This window comes from Pseudomonas sp. P39-UII1 (genome assembly GCF_039672635.1).
In the GTDB taxonomy this organism is placed as follows: Bacteria; Pseudomonadota; Gammaproteobacteria; order Pseudomonadales; family Pseudomonadaceae; genus Aquipseudomonas.
The window spans coordinates 20,032-40,461 of record NZ_JBDFPP010000035.1; the positions used below are offsets into that span (position 1 = coordinate 20,032).

At 63.4% G+C, this 20,430-nt stretch carries 13 protein-coding genes and 2 pseudogenes; 6 read left to right on the forward strand and 9 right to left on the reverse strand.

Translation table 11 applies throughout. From position 1 onward, the window contains the following. The first annotated feature begins 75 nt into the window (after positions 1–75). Positions 76–2,730 (forward strand): glycoside hydrolase family 3 C-terminal domain-containing protein, encoded by a 2,655-nt coding sequence (locus ABEH27_RS24685; protein ID WP_346616089.1) that lies wholly within the window; start codon positions 76–78, stop codon positions 2,728–2,730. An 8-nt stretch (positions 2,731–2,738) separates the two neighbouring features. Here ABEH27_RS24685 and ABEH27_RS24690 read toward each other — a convergent pair whose 3' ends face one another. Both ABEH27_RS24690 and ABEH27_RS24695 read right to left on the reverse strand, forming a co-directional pair. Next, complete coding sequence (locus tag ABEH27_RS24690; protein ID WP_346616078.1) at positions 2,739–3,383, reverse strand: TetR/AcrR family transcriptional regulator; 645 nt, start codon at positions 3,381–3,383, stop codon at positions 2,739–2,741. Between the two features lie 60 nt (positions 3,384–3,443). Next, positions 3,444–4,790, reverse strand: coding sequence for an MATE family efflux transporter (locus tag ABEH27_RS24695; protein WP_346616079.1), 1,347 nt, complete (start codon positions 4,788–4,790; stop codon positions 3,444–3,446). Between the two features lie 371 nt (positions 4,791–5,161). On the opposite strand from ABEH27_RS24695, the pseudogene ABEH27_RS24700 reads away from it, so the two are divergent. Next, positions 5,162–5,290, forward strand: a pseudogene (locus ABEH27_RS24700) (DUF6021 family protein); the annotation flags it as partial. A 282-nt stretch (positions 5,291–5,572) separates the two neighbouring features. Here ABEH27_RS24700 and ABEH27_RS24705 read toward each other — a convergent pair. The 3 genes from ABEH27_RS24705 to ABEH27_RS24715 form a co-directional block, all read right to left on the reverse strand. Then, positions 5,573–7,426 carry an ABC transporter ATP-binding protein gene (locus ABEH27_RS24705; RefSeq protein ID WP_346616080.1) on the reverse strand — a complete coding sequence of 618 codons (1,854 nt, stop codon included), beginning with the start codon at positions 7,424–7,426 and terminating at the stop codon, positions 5,573–5,575. A gap of 139 nt (positions 7,427–7,565) precedes the next feature. Then, a complete protein-coding gene (locus tag ABEH27_RS24710; RefSeq protein WP_346616081.1) occupies positions 7,566–8,741 on the reverse strand; it encodes a M20 aminoacylase family protein in 1,176 nt (391 codons plus the stop codon). A gap of 3 nt (positions 8,742–8,744) precedes the next feature. Then, the gene (locus tag ABEH27_RS24715; RefSeq protein WP_346616082.1) at positions 8,745–10,064 is read right to left on the reverse strand and encodes an MFS transporter; all 1,320 of its coding nucleotides are present in this window, start codon (positions 10,062–10,064) and stop codon (positions 8,745–8,747) included. Positions 10,065–10,483: 419 nt separating this feature from the next. Between ABEH27_RS24715 and ABEH27_RS24720 the strand changes: the two genes are divergently transcribed. After that, positions 10,484–11,578, forward strand: coding sequence for a porin (locus ABEH27_RS24720; protein WP_346616090.1), 1,095 nt, complete (start codon positions 10,484–10,486; stop codon positions 11,576–11,578). On the opposite strand, the gene ABEH27_RS24725 is transcribed toward ABEH27_RS24720, so the two are convergent. Beyond that, the gene (locus tag ABEH27_RS24725) at positions 11,575–12,474 is read right to left on the reverse strand and encodes a LysR family transcriptional regulator (protein ID WP_346616083.1); all 900 of its coding nucleotides are present in this window, start codon (positions 12,472–12,474) and stop codon (positions 11,575–11,577) included. The genes ABEH27_RS24720 and ABEH27_RS24725 overlap by 4 nt on opposite strands. 75 nt (positions 12,475–12,549) lie before the next feature. Next, positions 12,550–13,041, reverse strand: a complete 492-nt coding sequence (locus ABEH27_RS24730; RefSeq protein ID WP_346616084.1) for a DUF1543 domain-containing protein — start codon at positions 13,039–13,041, stop codon at positions 12,550–12,552. A gap of 532 nt (positions 13,042–13,573) precedes the next feature. Here ABEH27_RS24730 and ABEH27_RS24735 point away from each other — a divergent pair. After that, the gene (locus ABEH27_RS24735) at positions 13,574–14,989 is read left to right on the forward strand and encodes an FAD-binding oxidoreductase (protein ID WP_346616085.1); all 1,416 of its coding nucleotides are present in this window, start codon (positions 13,574–13,576) and stop codon (positions 14,987–14,989) included. Between the two features lie 79 nt (positions 14,990–15,068). Beyond that, positions 15,069–15,566: a RidA family protein gene (locus ABEH27_RS24740; RefSeq protein WP_346616086.1), complete on the forward strand. Its 498-nt coding sequence runs from the start codon at positions 15,069–15,071 to the stop codon at positions 15,564–15,566. Positions 15,567–15,602: 36 nt separating this feature from the next. Here ABEH27_RS24740 and ABEH27_RS24745 read toward each other — a convergent pair whose 3' ends face one another. Beyond that, complete coding sequence (locus ABEH27_RS24745) at positions 15,603–17,264, reverse strand: NAD(P)H dependent flavin oxidoreductase family protein (RefSeq protein WP_346616087.1); 1,662 nt, start codon at positions 17,262–17,264, stop codon at positions 15,603–15,605. A gap of 89 nt (positions 17,265–17,353) precedes the next feature. On the opposite strand from ABEH27_RS24745, the pseudogene ABEH27_RS24750 reads away from it, so the two are divergent. Continuing rightward, positions 17,354–18,826 (forward strand): annotated as a pseudogene (locus ABEH27_RS24750) (PLP-dependent aminotransferase family protein); the annotation flags it as partial. A 9-nt stretch (positions 18,827–18,835) separates the two neighbouring features. Here ABEH27_RS24750 and ABEH27_RS24755 read toward each other — a convergent pair. After that, positions 18,836–20,062, reverse strand: coding sequence for an MFS transporter (locus tag ABEH27_RS24755; protein ID WP_346616088.1), 1,227 nt, complete (start codon positions 20,060–20,062; stop codon positions 18,836–18,838). Positions 20,063–20,430: the final 368 nt, after the last annotated feature.

A 20,430-nucleotide genomic window follows, 5' to 3' on the forward strand; every position in this document is an offset into this window, starting at 1 on the left:
TCCGATCGCAACCCAGTTCCCATTCCGTTCTCAAGGTCCCTATCCGTGAAACATTTCAAACAGGCCCTGAGCCTGATGGCGCTTGGCGTCATGCAGGCATCGGGTGTACTCGCTGGCGCGCCAGCCACTGGCAACGAGGTGGAAGCCCGCGTCAGCTCCATCCTCGACAACATGAACCAGGCCGAGAAGATCAACTTCACCCGGGTAAACGACGGCCACATGATCCCGTCGTTGCTCAAGTGGGGCATCAAAGGCACGGTGGCCTACGACTCGTCCATGGGCGTGCACGTCAACAACGCCACGTTCGGCGCCCAATACCCCTCGCAGTCGGCACTGGCAGCCACCTGGAGCATCAACCGCGCCAAAGAGTTCGGCCTGGCCATTGCCTATGAGACGCGTATTTCTGGCGGGCAGCAGATGCTCTCGCCGGGGGTCAACCTGTACCGCACCCCTTACAACGGGCGTTCGGCCGAGTACGTCAGTGGCGAGGATCCGTTCCTCGGCGCCGTGTTGGCGCCGGCCATCGTCAACGGCATCCAGGCTCAAGGTATTCAGGCCAGTGGCAAGCATTACCTGGCCAATGAACAGGAAGCCAACCGCCAGGCGGTCAACGTGGTGGCCGATGAGCGCACCCTGCGTGAGCTGTACCTGCCGGGCTTCGAGTCGATGGTCAAGAACGCCAATGTGGCCTCGATCATGTGCGGGTTCAACAAGGTCAATGGCGACTACGCCTGCGAAAACCACCACCTGATCACCGAGGTGCTCAAAGGCGAGTGGGGCTACCAAGGCACCGTGATCAGCGACTTCAATGCCATTCACGACGCGTTCAAGGGCGCGTGGGCCGGTACCGACCTGGACATGCCGTCCGGCCTGCAGTTCACCGAGGCCAACCTGCTGCCCTACCTGTGGAGCGGCCAGCTGACCCAGAACGTCATCGACGACAAGGTCAAGCGCAACCTGCGGGCGGTGGTCAGCTACGACTTCCAGGAACACCTCAACACTGCGCAGACGCTTGAGCACACCGAGTACGGCCAGCGCGCCTCGCTGAACGCCGCGCGTGAAGGCATCGTGCTGTTGCGCAACGCCGACACGGCTGCCGGCAAACCGTTGCTGCCACTGGCGCGCACGGCCAAGGTCGCGGTGATCGGCGACTGGGCCAACCAGGCACCTGCCTCGCCGTTCGGTACCGCCAACTCGCCACCTGACAGCTACGTGACCGAGCTGAGCGGGCTGCAGCAACTGGCCTCCAACAGTGCCAACGTCACCTACCTGTCGGCACTGAGCCTGAACCCGAAGGCCGCAGTCTGGTACCAGCCTGGCTCGGACAAAGGCAGCGTGAGCAATACCGGGGTCAAAGCCGAGTACTTCAGCAACACCAGCCTCAGCGGCGACCCTGTGCTGACCCGGGTTGAACCTGGCGTGAACCTGAACTGGACCACCAGCACCAACGAGACCAACACCGGTACCACCGCCGTGTCCGGTTTCAGCCCGACTGCCGGCGCGTTCTCGGCGCGTTTCACGGCCACCATCAAACCGACCGTTTCCGGTGCCCATGTATTCAAGGTGCGTGCCGACGGCCCTTACAAACTCTGGGTCGATGGCAAGCTGGTGGTTGAAAGCGACGGCGTGCCGTACTCCTCGGACGTGGTCAACGCGTTGACGACCTCGGGCAAGAGCGCTGCGCTGGTGGCAGGCAAGTCCTACACCGTCAAGCTGGAGTACCGCCGCGTACAGGGTAACTTCACCCCGGCACTGGGCGGCCTGGCTGGCGTGCAGATGAGCTGGGCTTCGCTGCGGCCACCGAAGGACATCGCCAACTACGATGCCGTGGTGATCGCTGCAGGCACCAACTATGAAAACGAAGGCGAGGGCTCCGACCACGGTTATGCGCTGCCGGACCAGCAGGCAGAGCTGATCAGCTTCGTCACCAAGGCCAACCCCAACACCATCGTCGTCACCCATGGCGGTGGCGTGGCCGATATGCAGCCGTGGGCCAAGAAGGTCGGCGCCGCGTTGCACGCGTGGTTCCCAGGGCAGCAGGGTGGCCAGGCACTGGCCGAGATCCTTTATGGCAAGGTCAACCCGTCGGGCAAGCTGCCGGTGACCATCGACAAGAAGATCGAAGACAACCCAAGCTACGCCTCCTACCCGGACCCTGCGGCCTACCGGGGTGACAACGCACTGACCGAGATCAACTACAGCGAAGGGCTGTACATGGGCTACCGTGGCTACGACAAGCGCCACGCCAAACCGCTGTACCCGTTTGGCTTCGGCTTGTCGTACACCACCTTCGGCTACTCGGACCTCAAGCTCTCGACCAACGTCATGACCCCAGGCAACACCGTCGACGTCACGTTCACCTTGACCAACACCGGGGACAAGGCGGGCTTCGAGGTCGCTCAGCTGTACATTCAGCCGATCGACCCACACGTCGACCGCCCGAAGAAAGAGCTCAAGGGCTTTACCAAGGTGTACCTGGAGCCCGGCCAAAGCAAGACCGTGAGCCTGCCGATCGACTCGCGTTCGCTGGCGTACTTCGTGCAAAACACTGACAGCTGGGACGTCGATGCTGGCAAGTTCAAGGTCTGGGTCGGCCCGGATTCGGAAAACCTGACGTTGCAGCGCACCCTGGTAACCCTGATGCCGCAACACCTGACCACCCGTGACAGCAACCCCCTACCGGCACCGCTGCAAACGGCCGTGCAGGTCAGCGCCAGCCAGGCTTACTGACGGGCGCTCTACGCCTTGATGTAACAGGCAAGGCGTGACAGGTAGGCGTCGAACACCGCTTCGACGTCTACCTGGTCCGGGGCGCGTAGCCACTGGATCTGCAGGCCGTCCATGACGGCGAAGATTTCTGTCGCCAACAGCTTTACATCAATTTCCCCACGAATCTCACCCTGTTCGGCCAGCGCCGACAGGTGCGCCTGTGCGTGCGCATGGGTGAGGGCGAATTTCTCCTTGTACCACGGCCACGCCGGGTGCTGATCGGACAGGCTTTCGACGCTGATCATCATCGACGCCTGGCATTCGGGCAGGTTGTGCACACTCAGATGCATGCTCAAGCGCACGAACGCCAGGAAGTTATCCAGCGTGGGCGCCATCTCCAGTTCGGCGAACTGCTCGGTGACCCGGCGATCACGGCGGTCGAGCAAGGCCTGCAGCAACGCTACCTTGTTGGGGAAGTGATGCAACAGCCCGACCGTGGTAATGCCGGCGATCTCGGCAACATCGCGCATCGACGCCGCCGCATACCCGTCCTTGGCGAATACCACCGTGGCCGCATCCAGCAGGGCAGCGCGGCGCATTTCGCCCTTGGGCGCGCGGCGACGTTTGGTGGTAGGTGTGCTGGACGCTTCGGTATCGTGATCCTGACCTGACATAAACCAACTTCAAGCTGTGGTGAGTGGCGTGCCGGCTACGTTGCGCCGGCGAGAGGGTGATTATGGCAAAACTTGCAGCGTTGGTGCGGGCTGCCGGTTGACCCACAGGGCCGTGGCGATCGAGGCCAGGGCCACCAAGGCATTGCCGACCCACAGGCCGAGCATGACCCCGCTGGCCCCCAGCAGCGCTGCCCCCGCAGCCACGAAGGGCAGCGTACCAAGGGTTGCGCGCAGCCAGGCGTAAAAGGCGACCCAGCCGACCTGGCCACGGCAGATGAACACCGAGATGGCGATGAAGTCCAGGCCCAGGATGACCCACAGCCCCGGGCCGTAGCGGCACAGGTCGTGGATCAGCGCCTGGCCAGGCCCGGACAAGCCGAAAGCATGGCTTAACCACGGGCTGGCAATCAACAGCACTGCCCAGGCCGCCAGGCCGTACATCACCACCAGCTTGGCGGCACTGTAAAGCGCGGCCCGGGAACGGGCGCTGCGGTGCGCCCCTAGGTTTTGCGCAAGGATCGGCACCAGTGCGCCGGGCAAGGCGAAGTACACGCAGTAAGTGATCTGCAGCACCCGGTCCATCACCGCCATGCCAGCCATCGCCGACACGCCGAACAGCGCCAGCTGGGCCATGGTGTAGGTCAAGGCAACCGGCATCGCCAGGTTGGCGACGGTAAACGGCAAGGCGATGCGCGCCATGCGTGCGCCGTGCAACCACAACAGCCGCATGCGCACCCGCGCCATCAGGCCCACGTGGCGCTTGACCTGGTGCAGGCCCAGCAAACAGCCGAGCATGCCCGCCACCAGGCACGACACCCCGGCGCCAAACAGCTTGAGGTCGAAGCCAAAGATCAACACCGGGTCGACGATTGCCAGGCACCCTGCGCTGCTGAGCACCACCGCCATGGCACGCCCGCTGTAGCCATGTGCCCTCAGCGCCTGCGCGGCTGCCTGGGTCAGCACCATCAGCACCGAAGCGACCAGCGTCATGGCGATGAATTGCCTGGCAAGCGGGGAGGAGGGTGCATGGGCGCCCAGCAGGCTGGCGAAGAAGTCCAGGCAGTACCACTGCAGTGCTGACACGCAGGCCGAGAGCAGCCCGGCGAGGACCAGCATGTGCGTGGTCAGGGCAGGCAGCGCGGCGCGTGAACCCTGGCCGACCCTGCGTGAAATCAGCGTGCCTGCGGCGACGACGATGCCCGCGACCAGGCTTGAATTGAAGAAGGCCAGTGTCTTGGCAATGCCGACGGCGGCAACCAGGGTTTCGTCATGCAGCATCGCGACGTAGCTGAGCGTCAGGATGTCGGTGAGAAACAGGGCGAGCAGGCTGAGCCCGCTGGTGAATGCCATCACCCGGACGTGATGGTCCAGGGACCCCTGGGTGAAGGTGGCTGCAGGCTTGATCATCGGTGTACCGCGGTGGTTTTTGCGTGGGCGCGGTGCCGAGAGGGCGTGGGCGCAGCGTAGTTTAAATGAAAACTGCGGCGGGTTCATGGCCGCGCAGCGGCGCGTGCCGGTGGTAAGTCGGCCGCTATCGCCTTGCCATCCATCCACCCGCCGCATGCGCGTGTGAACTTTGCCGGTGCCCAGGCTTCCTCTGCTAGAGCGGCCGGTTCATAGGGCCGATATCGGCTGACCACGCAAAAGGGCTTGGAGAAATCATGAAACCAGAAGACAAAGTGCCATCGAACACGGGTGAACAAGAGCGTGACAACGATGCGCATCGGCCGGACGGTTCGGCCGGCACGTCGCACGACTCCACTGCGCAGAAAACCGCCCGCGGCAAGGGGCCGCATTCGTCTGAACATGCGAGCACCGCAGATGACCCGGGGTTCGACCCGGATTCGCCTGACCTGGACGACCCGCAGGTCGATCCACAGGGGCCGGCCAAGGCGCCCAGGGACTGAAAAGCTCTCATGAGAAGGTCTTGCCTGCGATCGGCTGCTGTAGGAGCTGGCTTGCCTGCGATCGGCTGCGCAGCAGTCGTAAATGCTGTATCCGCATTCCGTCTGGCACTGCGCAGATACCGATTTTACGACTGCTGCGCAGCCGATCGCAGGCAAGCCAGCTCCTACACAGCAGCCGGGGCGCCGGACCGATCGCGAGGGGCCGTTAAGAGGCCCCAATATAGGCGATGCATAACTCGAAAGAACATCATGAAAGGGTAGCTGTAGCCCTGAGGTGACGGGTCACTCCATCGCCTCGGCCACCCCTTGATCTTCACCCAGAAACCCACCGCTCTGGTGCTGCCACAGCCGGGCATAGGTGCCGTTCCTGGCGAGCAATTCGCTATGCGTCCCTTGCTCGACGATGCGCCCCTCATCCATGACGATCAGCCGGTCCATCGCTGCGATCGTCGACAGCCGATGGGCGATGGCGATCACGGTCTTGCCTTGCATCATTTCATTCAGGCTTTCCTGAATGGCGACTTCGACCTCCGAGTCCAGCGCGCTGGTGGCTTCGTCCAGCAGCAGGATCGGGGCGTTCTTGAGCATCACCCGGGCAATGGCGATGCGTTGCCGTTGGCCCCCGGACAGCTTGATGCCGCGTTCACCCACCAGGGTGTCATAGCCGCTGTGGCCTTGGCGGTCGCTGAGCTGGTTGATGAACCCGTCGGCCTGGGCATTGGCCGCAGCGCGGTGGATTTGCGCCTCGGTGGCATCCGGGCGGCCGTAGGCGATGTTGTCGCGGATGGAGCGGTGCAGCAGCGACGTATCCTGGGTGACCATGCCGATGGCGCTGCGCAGGCTGTCCTGGGTGACCTTGGCGATGTTCTGGCCATCGATGCGAATTTCGCCGCTGTCGACATCGTAAAAGCGCAGCAGCAGGTTGATCAGGGTCGATTTACCGGCACCCGAACGGCCCACCAGGCCGACCTTTTCGCCGGCACGGATGTTCAGGGTCAGGCCATCGAGCACCTGGCGTTCGCCGTTGTAGTTGAAGCTGACATTGTCGAAGGCTACTGCGCCGCCGCGGGTTTCCAGCACGCCGGCGTTCGGCGCATCCTGCACCTTGGGGCCACGGGTCAGGGTGTCCATGCCGTCCTGCAGGGTGCCGATGTTTTCGAACAGCGACGTCATCTGCCACATGATCCAGTGCGACATGCCGTTGATACGCAGGGCCATGGCGGTGATCGCCGCCACCGCACCGGTGCCGACTTCGCCCTGGTGCCACAGCCACAGGGCATAGCCGCCTGCGCCCATGATCAAGCCGACCACCAGCGCCTGGTTGACGATCTCGAACTGGCTCACCAGACGCATCTGGCGAAAGCCGGTCTGCTTGAAATCTTCCATGGCCGCGCGCGCGAAGTGCGCTTCGCGCTTGGAGTGGGAGAACAGCTTGACCGTGGTGATGTTGGTATAGGCGTCCGAAACCCGGCCGGTCATCGACGAGCGCGCATGGGCCTGCTCCTGGCCCACCTTGCCCAGGCGCGGCACGAAGTACAGCATGGCCAGCCCGAACAAGGCGACCCAGGCAATGAATGGCAGCATCAGCTTCAGGTCGAAACCGCCAGCCAGGGCGATGATCGCAATGAAATACACGCCAATGCCTGGTGCGATCTCGATGACGGTGAACAACACCTCGCGTACCGCGAGCGCGGTTTGCATCACCTTGGTGGTGACCCGGCCGGAAAATTCGTCAGAGAAGAACGACAGGCTTTGCCGCAGCATCAGGCGGTGGAAGTCCCAGCGCAGGCGCAGCGGCAGGTTGATCGCCAGCACCTGGTGCTGGACCATCGTGCGCAGCGCCACCAGCCCGATGCTGGTCAGCAGTACGATGCCGATGCCCCACAACACCCGGCTTTCCTGGCCATCGGCAGCGCCGCCGGCTTGCCAGGCAGAGAGCAGGTCGACCACCTGGCCCAGGAACGAAAACAGCCAGGCTTCGTAAATCGAAACGCCGGCGCTGAGCAGCGCAAGCGCCAGGATGTAGCCGCGCGCGCCCCGGGTGCAGGCCCACAGAAAGCGCAGCAGGCCGACAGGGGGTGGGGGCGCCTCATCGGGCGGGAAAGGGTCGAGCCGTTGTTCAAAGGCGCGAAGCATGCTGGTCTCCGAATGCAAGGGTGAGGTCGGCCCAGCTGGCCGACCGTACTGATTCACCTGGGGTTAGGCCACGGCAGGAGGATAGCCGTTCCATCCCGCGTCAGGTGAGCATTCAAAGCGCCAAGCCTGCAGCCACGGCTCAAACCAGATAATCACTCACCAGCTTGACCCAGCAATCCGCCCCCAGACCAATCAGGTCGTCATTGAAATCGTAATGAGGGTTGTGCACCGAGCACCCATGAAACTCACCCTCGCCGTTACCCAGCATGAAATAGCACCCCGGCACTTCGGCCAGCATCCAGGCAAAATCTTCCGTGCCCATGACCTTTGGGCCGCGGCTGTGCAGGTGCCCGGCCGCGAACAATGGCGCCAGGCTTTGGCGCACCTGCTCTGTCGCTGCGCGATGGTTGATCAGGGCAGGGGCCAGTTGGGTGATGCTCAAGGCAATGCTCACACCGAACGCCTGCTCATGGCCGCTGACGATCTCGGCCAGCCGCTGGTTGATCTTCTGTTGGGTCTGCGGGGTGTCGGTGCGCACGCTGATCAGCATGCTGGCTTCATCCGGGATGATGTTGTACACGCTGCCGGCCTGCAGCATGCCGATGCTGACCACGGCGTATTCTTCAGGGCCAAGGTTGCGCGACTTGATGGTCTGGATGGCATTGATCAGGCTGGCCACCACCGGCAGCGGGTCCACCGCCAGTTCCGGCATGGCGCCATGGCCACCCTTGCCGGTGATGTGCAGCTGCACCCGTTCGGAGGAAGCCATGGTGGGCCCGGCTTGCACCACCGCAGTGCCCACGGGCGCGCCAGGCATGTTGTGCAAGGCAAAGATCGCATCGCACGGGAAGCGCTGGAACAGGCCGTCGTCGATCATCGCCTTGGCCCCGCACAGGCCTTCTTCGTCCGGTTGGAAGATCAGGTTCAGGGTGCCGTTGAACGCGCACGTCGCCAAGCGAGACGCCGCTGCAAGCAAGATCGCCGTGTGGCCATCGTGGCCGCAGGCATGCATGCGGCCGGGTATCTGGCTGGCATGGGCGAAGGCGTTTTTTTCTTGCATGGGCAGTGCGTCCATGTCGGCGCGCAGGCCGATACGACGCGCGCCGTGGCCCTTCTGCAATACGCCGACCAGGCCATGGCCGCCCACCCCGCGGTGCACCTGATAGCCCCATTGCTGCAGCTTGGCAGCCACCAGTTCAGCGGTGTTCGGGGTGTCGCCGCCAAGCTCCGGTGCCGCATGAATCTGGCGGCGCAGGGCCCTGAACGCAAGCAGTTCGGTGTCGCTCAAGGCATTGTGGTGTTGTCGAGTGTCCATGGTTCAGGCCCTTCCGGTGTTTTCAGGGAACAGTTTCAGGCAGACCAGGCTGATCGCCCCGCCGGCCAGCAGGTAAAAGGCGGGTGCCAGCGGGTCGTCGAGGGCCGATGTCAGCCAGGTGGCGATCAGCGGCGAGAAGCCTCCGAACAGGGTGACGCCGAAGCTGTAGCTGACCGACGTACCCAACGCGCGCTGTGGCTTGGCGAACCCCTCCATGATCATCGCGAAGAACGCCCCCGAGCCCACGCACCCTGGCAGTACCAGCAGCGCCACGATCAGCATGGCGGCGTACAGGTCTGTGGTGTGCGACAGCAGCCAGAAGGCAGGCCATGCACTGATGACAGGCAACGCAACGGTCCACACCAGCAGTTTCTTGCGCAGGCGATGGCGGTCGGCGTAGCGCCCGGCAATCGGGCTGATGACCGCCAGGCAGGCGGCTGCGACACAGGCGATGGCCATCGCGCTGCGCTGCGGGTAGTGCAGCGTGGTGATCAGGTACGAAGGCATATAGAAGATGAACAGGTACATGCCGATGGTGGCGCTGGCCATCAACCCGGTTGCCAGCACGGTGTTGCGCAGGTCGATCACACTGCGCCAGTCAGGCTTGGCAAGGGCAGGGCCAGGCTTGCGGGAGGCTGGCTGCTCGAGGGTTTCGGGCATGCAGCGGCGGATGTACAAGCCCACCGGGCCGATCAGCAGGCCGATCAGGAACGGCACGCGCCAGCCCCAATCCTCGAGGTCCGGGGTGCTCAGGATGCTGCTCAGCAACAGGCCGATGCCAGCCCCCACCAGGGCCGCGTAGCCCTGGCTGGCGGCTTGCCAGCTGACGCTCGCGCAGCGGCTGCGTGGGGTGGTGGATTCCATCAGCAGTACCGATGCCGTGCCGATTTCACCGCCGGCGGAAAACCCTTGGGTGAGGCGCCCGATCACCAGCATCACGGTGCCGTAGACGCCGGCTTGCTGGTAGGTGGGTGCAAAGGCGATCAGCGCGGTGCCCAGGGTCATGAGCAGGATGGTCAGGGTCAGGGCCGCCTTGCGGCCTTTTCGGTCGGCCAGCCGGCCTATCACCATGGCCCCCACCGGGCGCATCAGGAAGCCCACGCCGAACGCGGTCAGCGACATCAACAACGAGGCGACCGGCGATTGCGCCGGGAAGAAGTTCTTCGCGATCACCACGGCAAAAAAGCTGTAGATGGTGAAATCGTACATCTCGAGGGCGTTGCCTAACGCGCACGCCACAGTGGCGCGCCGGGAGCCGACGGCAGGTTGCTCGACGGCTATCGCGTCATTCGCCAGTCGGGTGTCCGAGTGCAGGGTAGTCATGGGCTCTCTCCGAGTCATTCGTGTTGTGAACGAACTATCGGGTAACCCGGGCCGTGAATCACTTGCGCTTTTTGCAAGCACATTACCGTTGGTTAATAAGGTCCACGCTTGCAGGCCGCCAGCGCACCAAGTGCGTGCGCCAACGGCGCATCTGCTCATTCCATGCACACATTGCTGGCCCTTGCTGGGCGGCAAATTGGGCAACACACCGTGAGCGGGCGGTTGTCTGCGGCGTTTTCAGCAGGCGCCTGACGTGTTTTTCCCCGATTTACAAGCAGCCAATTAACAAAAAGGCATAGCCCTATCAAATTGGCGATTTCCGGGCGTTTTTATTTTCGTGGAGGCTGCGAACCCGTACCCACTTCCACGGAGAGTCTGCAATGGGGGCGTTCGCTGCGCGTACTGGATCACTGGCCGCCATGCTCGTCGGGCTCGGGCTGCCGCTGGCAAGCGAGGCTGAGGGCTTCCCCGCGATTGGGCGGGTGGCATCAGGCTTTGGTTACTACAACGTGGACAAGGGTTACGACGACACATTCAAGCTGTATGGCACGCTCGATGCCTTCGTGAACTACCAGGATTCTGGCCATTACTCGGGCTACAAGCTTGCCGGTGGCGGTGCCTGGACCAACAAGCTGGGGCTGTACATGCGCAAGGCACTCGGCCCGGACACGGTGCTCGAAGTGGACGTGGAGGAGGGCTTCAACGTCAACGGCCAAGCGTTTTCGCAGCACTGGAAACAGATCGGCGGGTTGCGCCTGGCAGTGGTCGCATTGCGTTCGCGCGACTACGGCAAACTGGAGTTCGGCAAGACCTACGGCATGGGAACACCCACTTACGCCGACCCTTTCCTGGCCACCTACGGTTCGCCCTACACCTACCTGACGAGCCCACCCGCGGGCAACGGCGCGTTTTACCTGGACATGCGGCCCAAGCATACCCTGGCCTACACCACCCCCAAGTTTGCAGGTTTCAGCGTGGGCAGCGCGGTGAGCTTCGGCTTCAACGACACAGCCAGCTCAGGCAAGACGGTGCGTGGCAAGGGTGTGAGCGTGCAATACGGCAATGCCCGGTGGATTCTGCTGGGGTCGTTCAATGATTACCTCAGCGACCCTTGGGGCGCTGACAACCGCCAGACCCACAACTACTTCAAGAGCGCTTCGGTGTTCCATGACTTCGGCCCGGTGGCGGGCAGCCTGACCTGGCAGCGCCAGGACGTGGCCAACCGCGCCACGCCCAGCATGCAGGCATGGACCGTTGGCTTGAGTGCGCCGGTGGGCAAGGCCGATGTGGCGCGGCTGGCGCTGGTCAAGCGCGATATCGAGTTCGGCGACAAGGACGCCTACGGGATGATGCTCGGCTATGACCACTTCCTGCGCCCGCAGTGGGCCATCTACGGGCGGCTGGCACTGATCGCCAACCGCCCCGGCTCCGCCATCAGCTATGCCGGCATCCCGCTCGAACAGGTGGGCGACGACCCGCAGAACGTCGCCATCGGCATGTATTACCACTTCTAGCGCTGCAGCCGGGTTCGCAGGCTGTGGAACAGTTCTTTGGCCGGCGAGGTCAGTGCGTGCCGATCGACACAGACCAGGTAGATGGGGTATTCGGGGATGATTTCCTCGACGGCGACCCGGGTCAGCTTCGCAGCCTGCCCCGCAGTGAGGGTATTGGCTGCGGCAAAATCACTGAGGGTCATGAACGCATTGGCGTTTTCCATCAAGCCCAATGCCAGCAGCAATGATGAGCATTCGATGACGTTCTGCGGTGGGTTGACATCATTGACCTCGAACATCTGATAGAACTGCGAGGAACGGTCGGCGACCGCATCCAGGCTGATCCAGTTGGCGTACTGCAACTGGCGCAACGAGCGTGAATGGCGCAGCGGGTGGGTAGGGCTGCAGAACACATTGCCCTCGATACGCTGCACGGCCTCCGAGTCGAGGTTCAGCCGTTGGGTGTTCTGTTGTGACGTCAGGGCAAAGTCCAGCGAGCCATCGCGCAGCCGTTGCACGATCTGGCTTGGGCGCTGCTCGGTGAGCTTCAGTTGCACGCGCGGGTTTTTCGCCTGGAAGTCACTGACGCACTGCCCAAAGCCTGGCAGCACCGCCGTCAGCGAGGTGACGCCGACGGCCACTTCACCGACCGCGGTGTCATGGATGTTGTCGGCCTCGATTTGCAGGCGGCGCATGCTTTCGACCGCCATCTGCGCGTGGCGCAGGATGCGCCGGCCTTCATCGGTCAGCGACATGCCCTTGTAGGTGCGCTGCATCAGCGTCAGCCCCAGTTCACGCTCAAGCTCCTTGATCGAGCGGCTCAGCGCCGGTTGAGTGACATGCAGCCGCTGCGACGCTTCATTGATGCTGCCACATTGATCGACCGCTACCAGCGCTTTGATTTGATGAAATTTCACGCGACCCGACTCGTTATTGTTGGTTGACCAGGGGCCTGCAAGATACCCGCCAGCGAGCGGGCTGTGCCATACGCGCTAAATCAGGATGTAGTCACTGCGTTGCACGATCCCCTGATGGTCACCTTCGACCAGTTGCACGTAGCGCCCGGCCACGAGGTCGATCGGCAGGCAATCGTCGACATCCAGCACCGCGTCGGTATGCGGTTTCAACCAGCCCGCGGCCATTCGCTGCTTGCCCAGTCGTTTGGCGGCGGCCTTGTCGGTGGCAGCCACCAGCAGGTAGCGGTGGGCCTCGCCGAACACCTGGCGCTCGTACCCACCCAGGTTCAGGAAGAACAGGCGCATGGCCCCGGGTTGCGGCGCGGCCTGGGTGAATTCGATGCGATAACCGTCCACCCCATGCACCTCCAGCCAGGAGTCGATGTGCAGCCCGCCCGGGCTGCCGAACCAGGCGTTGCGCAATTGCGCGTAGGTGTGTTCCAGCGCGTCGGCCTGGGCGAATACCACATCGTGGACCTCGATGCTGGCGCGGGGGTGGCGCCCGCCAAGCATGACAACGTAGAGCATGGGTAATCCTTGGGTTGGGTGGGGCTACCGGGAGCCTGGCTTGGTTCTCGCGGTGATGCATAAACCGAGCGCCGCGCGGGCGGCGCATCGCGAAGCGCTTGGCTTGGGATCTTCAGTGCCCTTGAGATCGAGCGCCGCCCGCGCGGCGCTTCGCGGGGCAAGCCCGCTCCCACATTTGTTGCAACGTGCCATGGCCTGTGAGGCCATAGTAGCCAGCCTTGTTGGCACGACGCGATTTTTTGGTTGGCGCGGCCGACGCCCCACCTGTCTTCAGCCATGCGCCAAGACGAACAACCATGGCCTGACTGGAACGGCACGTTGCAACAAATGTGGGAGCGGGCTTGCCCCGCGAAGCGCCGCGCGGGCGGCGCTCGATCTCATAGGCGCTGAACATACCCTGGCGAGCACCTGTGCAAAAGTTACGAAATGCCTGAACTAAGTATTTGCCCCCAGCGATTCTTTCCACCCAGGCCCGTCACCAGAATGGCCGCCTCTGAATCAGCTAGAACGCATGCAAGGAAAGGGAAGTGTCATGGGAATGACCAGGCGGAAGTTTTTGATTGGTGGCGGCGTGGTGGCTGCTGCAGGGGCGGCGGGGGTACTGACGCCGTTGCTGACGCGCGAGGGCAGGCTGATACCGGGCACACCCAGGTTTGGTTTTGTGCAAGGCACCGAAGGTGCGCTCCCCAAGCAGGCAGACGTTGTCGTTGTCGGCGCAGGTATCCTGGGGCTGATGACAGCGATCAACTTGGTCGAGCGTGGCCTCTCGGTCGTTGTCGTTGAAAAAGGTGAAATTGCCGGCGAGCAGTCTTGCAGGTTCTATGGCCAGGTCATGACCTACAAGATGCCGGATGCGACTTTCCAGTTGCACCATCTTGCCAAGCAACGATGGCGCGAAATGAATGCCCGAGTGGGCGCCGATACCAGTTACCGCACCCAAGGCCGGGTGGAAGTACCCTTTGACGAAGAGGACCTGGAAGGCGTCAGAAAGTGGATCGACCTGAAAACCCGTGAAGTGGGTGCGGATATTCCCTTCAAGACGCGCATCATTCAGGGCAGTGAACTTCAGCAGCGTCTGCGCGGCGCTTCATCCAGCTGGAGCGTTGCCGGCTTCGAGGAAGACTCCGGCAGCCTGGATGCCGAGCGCGCCTCCTATGTAATGGCCGACTATGCCAAGAAGATGGGCGTGCGGATCTACACCCACTGCGCCGCAAGGGGCCTGGAAACCCAGGCAGGCGCGATCTCCGATGTGGTGACCGAGAAAGGCGCCATCCGCACGGCGCGTGTGGTCGTGGCCGGCGGTGCGTGGTCCAGGTTGTTCATGCAGAACCTGGGCGTGGATGTGCCTACCTTGCCCGCTTACCAGTCCCAGCAGATCATCAGCGCGGCGCCCCATGCACCGGGCGGTAACGTTGCGCTGCCGGGCAACATCTACTTCCGCGAACAGGCCGATGGCACCTACGCCACCTCGCCCCGCGTGGTCGTGGCCCCGGTGGTCAAAGAATCCTTGATGTATGGCTACAAGTACCTGCCGCTGTTGGCGATTCCCGACTTCCCGGTGCACATCGCGCTGAACAGGCAACTGATCGACTCGTTCATGCAGCCCACACACTGGAAGCTGGATGAAGTCTCGCCCTTCGAGAAAAACCGGCTGATGACGGCGGCTCCGGATATTCCGGAGCTGGATGCCTCATTGGCAAAACTCAAGGTCGAGTTCCCTGCCTTCGGCGAGGCCAAGTTGATCGACCAATGGAGCGGTGCCATGGCGATCGCCCCCGATGAGAACCCGATCATTTCGCCGGTAAACGAGTACCCGGGCCTGGTCCTCAATACCGCTACCGGTTGGGGCATGACAGAAAGCCCGGTGTCGTCCGAACTCACCGCAGACCTGCTGCTGGGCAGTGCGCCGGTGCTAGACCCGAAGCCTTTCAGCCTGTATCGCTTCTAAGCCCACTTAACAATGGATTGACCCTGTGCACGCTTCGAAAATGTGTGCACACCCCCTAGGCAGTTTTCAGGAGAAACGTATGAAAGTCGCAGTTGAGACCGTCGCCGCATTGGCCCTGACCCTGGCTGGCGCCGGTGCCGTCCACGCACAGGACGTTGTGCGCCACGGTGCAGGCAGCTTCCCGATTTCCTCGGCGGTGGAGGTGCCCGCCGGTAAAACGATGGTCTACCTCAGCGGTTCGGTGCCGTCGGCCATTCACCCTGGTGCACCCAAGGATTCGCTGGAATCCTTTGGCGATACCAAGGCCCAAACCATCAATGTGCTTGAAAACATCCAGCAACAGCTGAAGGACCTTGGCCTGGGGCTCAAGGATGTGGTGAAGATGCAAGTCTTCCTGGTCGGCGGCCCGGAGAACGGCGGCAAGATGGACTTCGACGGCTTCATGGCGGGTTATACGCAGTTCTTCGGGCCTGCCGCCAAGCAGCCGATCCTGCCTGCGCGTTCCGCGTTCCAGATCGCCGGCCTGGCGCACCCAGCCTGGCGAGTCGAGATCGAAGTGACCGCCGTGCGTCCCTGAGTGGGCGTCGCTGTTGGGTGCTGACAGCGTGCCGGGCTAGGCCCCGACCAGGATGTCCTCGAAAAACGCCCCGACCGGTTCTGTGGGGTGGCACAGCTGAACCTCCAGCACCCAGACCATTTCGCTCGGTATGATTTCCAGTTCGGCCAGTTTCTCCTGGCCGAACAGGGCGTGCGGGAAGTCGGTGACGCGATGCCCGGCCAGGTTGCGCTCGAGCTGCCAGCCTTTGCCCAGGGCGCTGCGCTCGGCCACATCGTACAGCTGGCGGCCAGTCAACCCGGTGCGCCAGGCTTGGCGCGTTTCTTCGAACACTTCGTGCAGCGCCTTGACGCAGGCGTGATGCAGGGGGTGCTCGCCGAAGACGAAGGTATCGCCGTAATCGCCTTCATAGCCATCCCACACCGGGCCGAGGTCGACCACCGCAATATCGCTGGCGCGCAGCCTGCGCTGCGGGTCGATGCCTTGGCGCGGTGTGCGCACGGTGTCGTCACCGAAGCGGATGTAGGTCGGGTGCCAGGTGTGCGACGCCCCCATTGCCTTTAACGTCTTATCGGCCATCTTCAGGGCCTGGGCGGTGGTCATGCCGACTTTCAACTGGCTGGCGATTGCGGCCAGGGCCCGTACCGTCTGTTCGCGGGCTGCGAGCATGCCGTCCAGTGAATAGCGCGGGCCGACTTTTTCCAGCACGGGGTCGAAGGCATTGGCCACCGCAGTGGCCGGCGCCACTGCGCCGCTGGGCACGAAGGCCTCGGCGACAAACCGATGCGCCGGCACACCGGCTGCCAGGCACTGTTCGCGAGCCTGGCTGATCATCGCAGCATTACCGCAGGCATAGACCTGGCTGGCGGCCCAGTCGTGGGCATGGGCCAGTGCTTGCTGCTGTACGCGGGCGTGCGCCGACAATACCCGGTGCCAGCGAAAACGCGGGTAGCGCTGGCTGGCCTGGTCAAGAAACTCACTGTCGTAGAGGTCGCTCAGCGATGCGCCGCCCCAATACAGGGTGACCTCAACCTGGCGCGCCAAGGCCGTCAGCAGCAACGGCTTGATGCCGGCATAGCCGGTGCCGGTGGCGAACAGCACCACGGGGCGCTGATCGTCGTGCTGCCAGGTGCAGGCACCCACCGGCCCTTCGAGCATCAGCGCATCGCCCGCTTGCAGCGCCGGCAGAATGCCTTCGGAAAACAGCCCACCGCTGACCTTGCGAATATGAAACACCAGCCGCCCCTGGTCCTGCGTGGGCAGGTTGGCGATGGAGAAACAGCGGCTGTCGCCATTGCCGAGGCGCAACCTCACGTACTGGCCGGGCCGTACATCGACGGGCTGCGCGGGTCGCAGCACGAGTTCGACGATATCCGTACTCAGGTCGCGTTTGCTCGACACCGTCGCCTCGATTTCAAGGGTCGGTGTATCCACCGACCAGCCGGGGATCTCCAGGCGCATGTCACTGCAGGCATGGCTCTGGCACAGCAGCATCTCGTTGCTGGCAAGCGGGTAGGAGGGCGCCGGAGTATCGCCTGTGCACTGCTTGGCGCGGTACTCGCCCGAAACCACTGTGACCTTGCACGAGCCGCAGGCGCCGCGGCGGCACGAGAAGGGCACCGACAGGCCGCTGGCGAGCATGGCGTCCAGCAGCAGTTCATCGGCGGCTTCGAACGACTTGTCTGAGGGCGACAACTGGATGACGTGGCGATTGGGCATACACACCTCGGGCTGAAATCGTGGGCAGGAGAGGTGTGATTGTTGCGATAGACTAGGACCATAAGAACCTCCAGTTCTGGATAATTCACATGGTCCAGCTTCGCAAGTGGCGGCCGCTGCTCAAACTCGATGGGGCACAGCCGCAGGCTTCCTACAGAAAGATCGTCGAAGGCCTGGTAAGCGCCATCACCGAAGGGCGCCTGCGCCCCGGCACGTTGCTGCCTGGCACGCGGGAAATGGCCCAGTTGCTCAACGTCAACCGCAAGACAGTGATACTTGCCTACGAAGAGGCTGTCACCAAAGGCTGGTTGGAGAGCGTGCAGCGCCGGGGCACGTTCGTCAGCCATCAGCTTTCGATCGAGGCGGTGCCGGCCCGTGGTGCGCCGCCGGCGTTTGCCTTGCCGCTGCACGAGGCGCCGGCCGTGGCCTATTTCACGCCGGGCGAACAGGCCAGCGCGCTGCAGCACCAGCCGGGTGCGCTGTTTTTCGACAACGGTGCCTGTGACCATCGCCTGCTGCCACAGGCCGTGCTTCATCGCTATTACCGCAAGGCCTTGCGCCACAGTTTTACTACCAATACCGTGCGCCACGGCTGCGAGAGCAGCAGCCAGTACCTGCGCAGCGCGCTGGCGGACATGTTGCGCCATAACCGCAGCCTCAACGTTGGGGCCGAGCACATCTGCCTCACCCAAGGGGTGCAGATGTCGCTGTACCTGGCGGCCAGCGCGTTGCTCAAGCCCGGTGATGTGGTGCTGGTGGAACGCCTGAGCTATCCGCCGGCGTGGGAGATTTTCCGCAAGCTCGGCGCGCGGCTGGTGACCGTCGAGCTGGACGAGGAGGGCTGCCGGGTCGACCAGATCGATGCACTGTGCCAGCTGCACGACGTGCGCATGATGTACCTCACCCCCCACCACCAGTTCCCGACCACGGTCAGCCTGCATGCTGCACGCAGGCAGCAGTTGCTGGAGCTGGCGCGGCTGCACGACTTTTGCGTGATCGAGGAAGACTACGACCATGAATACCACTTTGCCGGCCGGCCGTATCTGCCCCTGGCCAGTGACCGGCTGCAGCGCCATGTGATCTACATCGGTTCGCTGTCCAAGTCGCTGGGCAGTACCTTCCGCTGCAGCTTCATCGTTGCGCCGCCGAACGTGATCGAGGTGTTGGAGCGTACCGCGGTGCTGACCCTGGGGCAGGGCGATGCGGTGATGCAGCGGATGCTCGCGGACCTGATCAATGACGGCGAGCTGAAAAAGCACCTGCGCCGGGTGTCTGGCGAGTATCGTAGCCGTCGGCAAACCCTGCTGAGCTGCCTGCACGAGGCCTTTGGCGATCAGATCTCGGTGCAGGAGCCGGAAGGCGGGCTGGCGCTGTGGGTGAAGTTTGCCGCGTCTATCGACGTCGAGCAGTTGGCCGCCAACGCACTGGCGCTTGGCCTGGTGGTGCGCGGCGGCCGGCAGTTCTCACCCGATGGGCACCCGGAGAATGCCTTGCGCCTGGGCTTCGCCTCGCTGGATACCGGCGAAATTCACCATGCCATCCAGCGCCTGGCCCAGGCGGCCACAGGCCTGTCAGCCGGGTTGGGCTGCCAGGCTGTTGCTGACGTTACGCCCCAGCACCAGCACCGTGACAAAGCCGCAGCCCACCAAGGCCGTGGCCAGGCTCAACAGCACCGGGCTGCCCAGCTGGTCGACGATCTGCCCGCCGAAGAACGAGCCTAAGGCAATGATCACCTGGAACATGGCGACGAACAGCGGCATGCCGCGCTCGACGTCCTTGGGCGCCACCACGAACATCCAGATGCTGGCGCACGCCGGGAAGGCGCCGAAGGCAAAGCCCCACAGCGCGATCAACATCACAGCGCCGGTCATGCCCGTGGCGAAGTAGGGGAACAGGGCAGTGCTGGTGGCGATCAGCAGTGCCACCAGCAACAGGGTGTGACGCACACTTTTGTTGGCGGCGAAACCGGCGAACACATTCCCCATGACCCCGGCCACGCCATAGAGCAGCAGCAGCGAACTGATGGTCTGCCCATCGAAGCCGGCGTTCTGTTTGAAGAAGGGGGCGACGTAGGTATACGCGGCAAAGTGCGCCAGGCCGATCAGCAACACGGCGATCAAGCCAACCCGGGCTTGCGGGTTGATGAACAGCGCCGGCAGGTCACTGATGCGAATGGCCTTGTCGGGGTTGAGCCGCGGCAGCAGCAGAACCTGCGCCAGCAATACCGGCACGCCCAGCAGCGCGGTAGCCAGGAAAGTCATGCGCCAGCCCATCAAGCCACTCAACCAGGTGCCCACAGGCACGCCCAGCACGGTGGCCAGCGTCACCCCGACCATGATGATCGAGGTAGCCTGCGCAACGCCCACACCTTTGGGCGCCAGGCGGCCGCTGAGGGCGATCGCAGTGGCCCAGAAGCCGCCGATGCTGATGCCCAGCAGCACGCGCCCGAACAGCAGCAGGTTGAAATCGCTGGCGTAGGCCACCACCGCGTTGGCGATGATCATGATCAGCGTCAGGCTGATCAGCAGGTAGCGACGGTCCAGGGCGCCGATGCCCACCGACAGCAACGGGGCGGCGAGGGCAGCCATGATGCCGGGCAGGGTGACCATCAGGCCGGCGTGGCCGGCGCTGATGCCCAGGTCGCTGGCGACATCGTTGAGCACCCCCACCGGGAGAAACTCACTGGTCACCAGGGCGAAGGCGCCCACCGCGACCGAAAGAATCGCCAGCCACTGCTGCTTGACGCTTTGTTGATTGTGTTCGGGTGGGCCGTCATGGGCCTGGTTGGGGCTTGGCATGGGGTTGGGTTCCAAGGGGAAGGCGCCTGCGGTAGGCGGGGGAAGGGGGAAAATTGAAGGGGATTATACGAGGAGGATTCGGCGGGCAAACAAGCAGGACGCTTGATAGTAATCATCAGCGGGATCGATGAGACGTGCTGGGTAGAGCCTTGGCCAGGGATCGGCTGGGCATTTTCATCGTGATTGAGACCGAGCGCCGCTCGCGGGGCGATTGGCTTGGGATCTTCAGCGCTCTTGAGATCGAGCGCCGCCCGCGCGGCGCTTCGCGGGGCAAGCCCGCTTGTATGGTAGGACTTGAAGGGAGGAGGAGGGACATAGCTCGCTTCTGACTGTTCGCAGCAGTACAGACCGTGGGAGAAATCACCCCT

Excerpts from the sequence above, each read along its gene's own strand:
- ABEH27_RS24685 (WP_346616089.1), top strand. The coding sequence starts at position 76 with ATGGCGCTTGGCGTCATGCAGGCATCGGGTGTACTCGCTGGCGCGCCA.
- ABEH27_RS24690 (WP_346616078.1), bottom strand. The coding sequence starts at position 3,383 with ATGTCAGGTCAGGATCACGATACCGAAGCGTCCAGCACACCTACCACC.
- ABEH27_RS24695 (WP_346616079.1), bottom strand. The coding sequence starts at position 4,790 with ATGATCAAGCCTGCAGCCACCTTCACCCAGGGGTCCCTGGACCATCAC.
- ABEH27_RS24705 (WP_346616080.1), bottom strand. The coding sequence starts at position 7,426 with ATGCTTCGCGCCTTTGAACAACGGCTCGACCCTTTCCCGCCCGATGAG.
- ABEH27_RS24710 (WP_346616081.1), bottom strand. The coding sequence starts at position 8,741 with ATGGACACTCGACAACACCACAATGCCTTGAGCGACACCGAACTGCTT.
- ABEH27_RS24715 (WP_346616082.1), bottom strand. The coding sequence starts at position 10,064 with ATGACTACCCTGCACTCGGACACCCGACTGGCGAATGACGCGATAGCC.
- ABEH27_RS24720 (WP_346616090.1), top strand. The coding sequence starts at position 10,484 with ATGCTCGTCGGGCTCGGGCTGCCGCTGGCAAGCGAGGCTGAGGGCTTC.
- ABEH27_RS24730 (WP_346616084.1), bottom strand. The coding sequence starts at position 13,041 with ATGCTCTACGTTGTCATGCTTGGCGGGCGCCACCCCCGCGCCAGCATC.
- ABEH27_RS24735 (WP_346616085.1), top strand. The coding sequence starts at position 13,574 with ATGGGAATGACCAGGCGGAAGTTTTTGATTGGTGGCGGCGTGGTGGCT.
- ABEH27_RS24740 (WP_346616086.1), top strand. The coding sequence starts at position 15,069 with ATGAAAGTCGCAGTTGAGACCGTCGCCGCATTGGCCCTGACCCTGGCT.
- ABEH27_RS24745 (WP_346616087.1), bottom strand. The coding sequence starts at position 17,264 with ATGCCCAATCGCCACGTCATCCAGTTGTCGCCCTCAGACAAGTCGTTC.
- ABEH27_RS24755 (WP_346616088.1), bottom strand. The coding sequence starts at position 20,062 with ATGCCAAGCCCCAACCAGGCCCATGACGGCCCACCCGAACACAATCAA.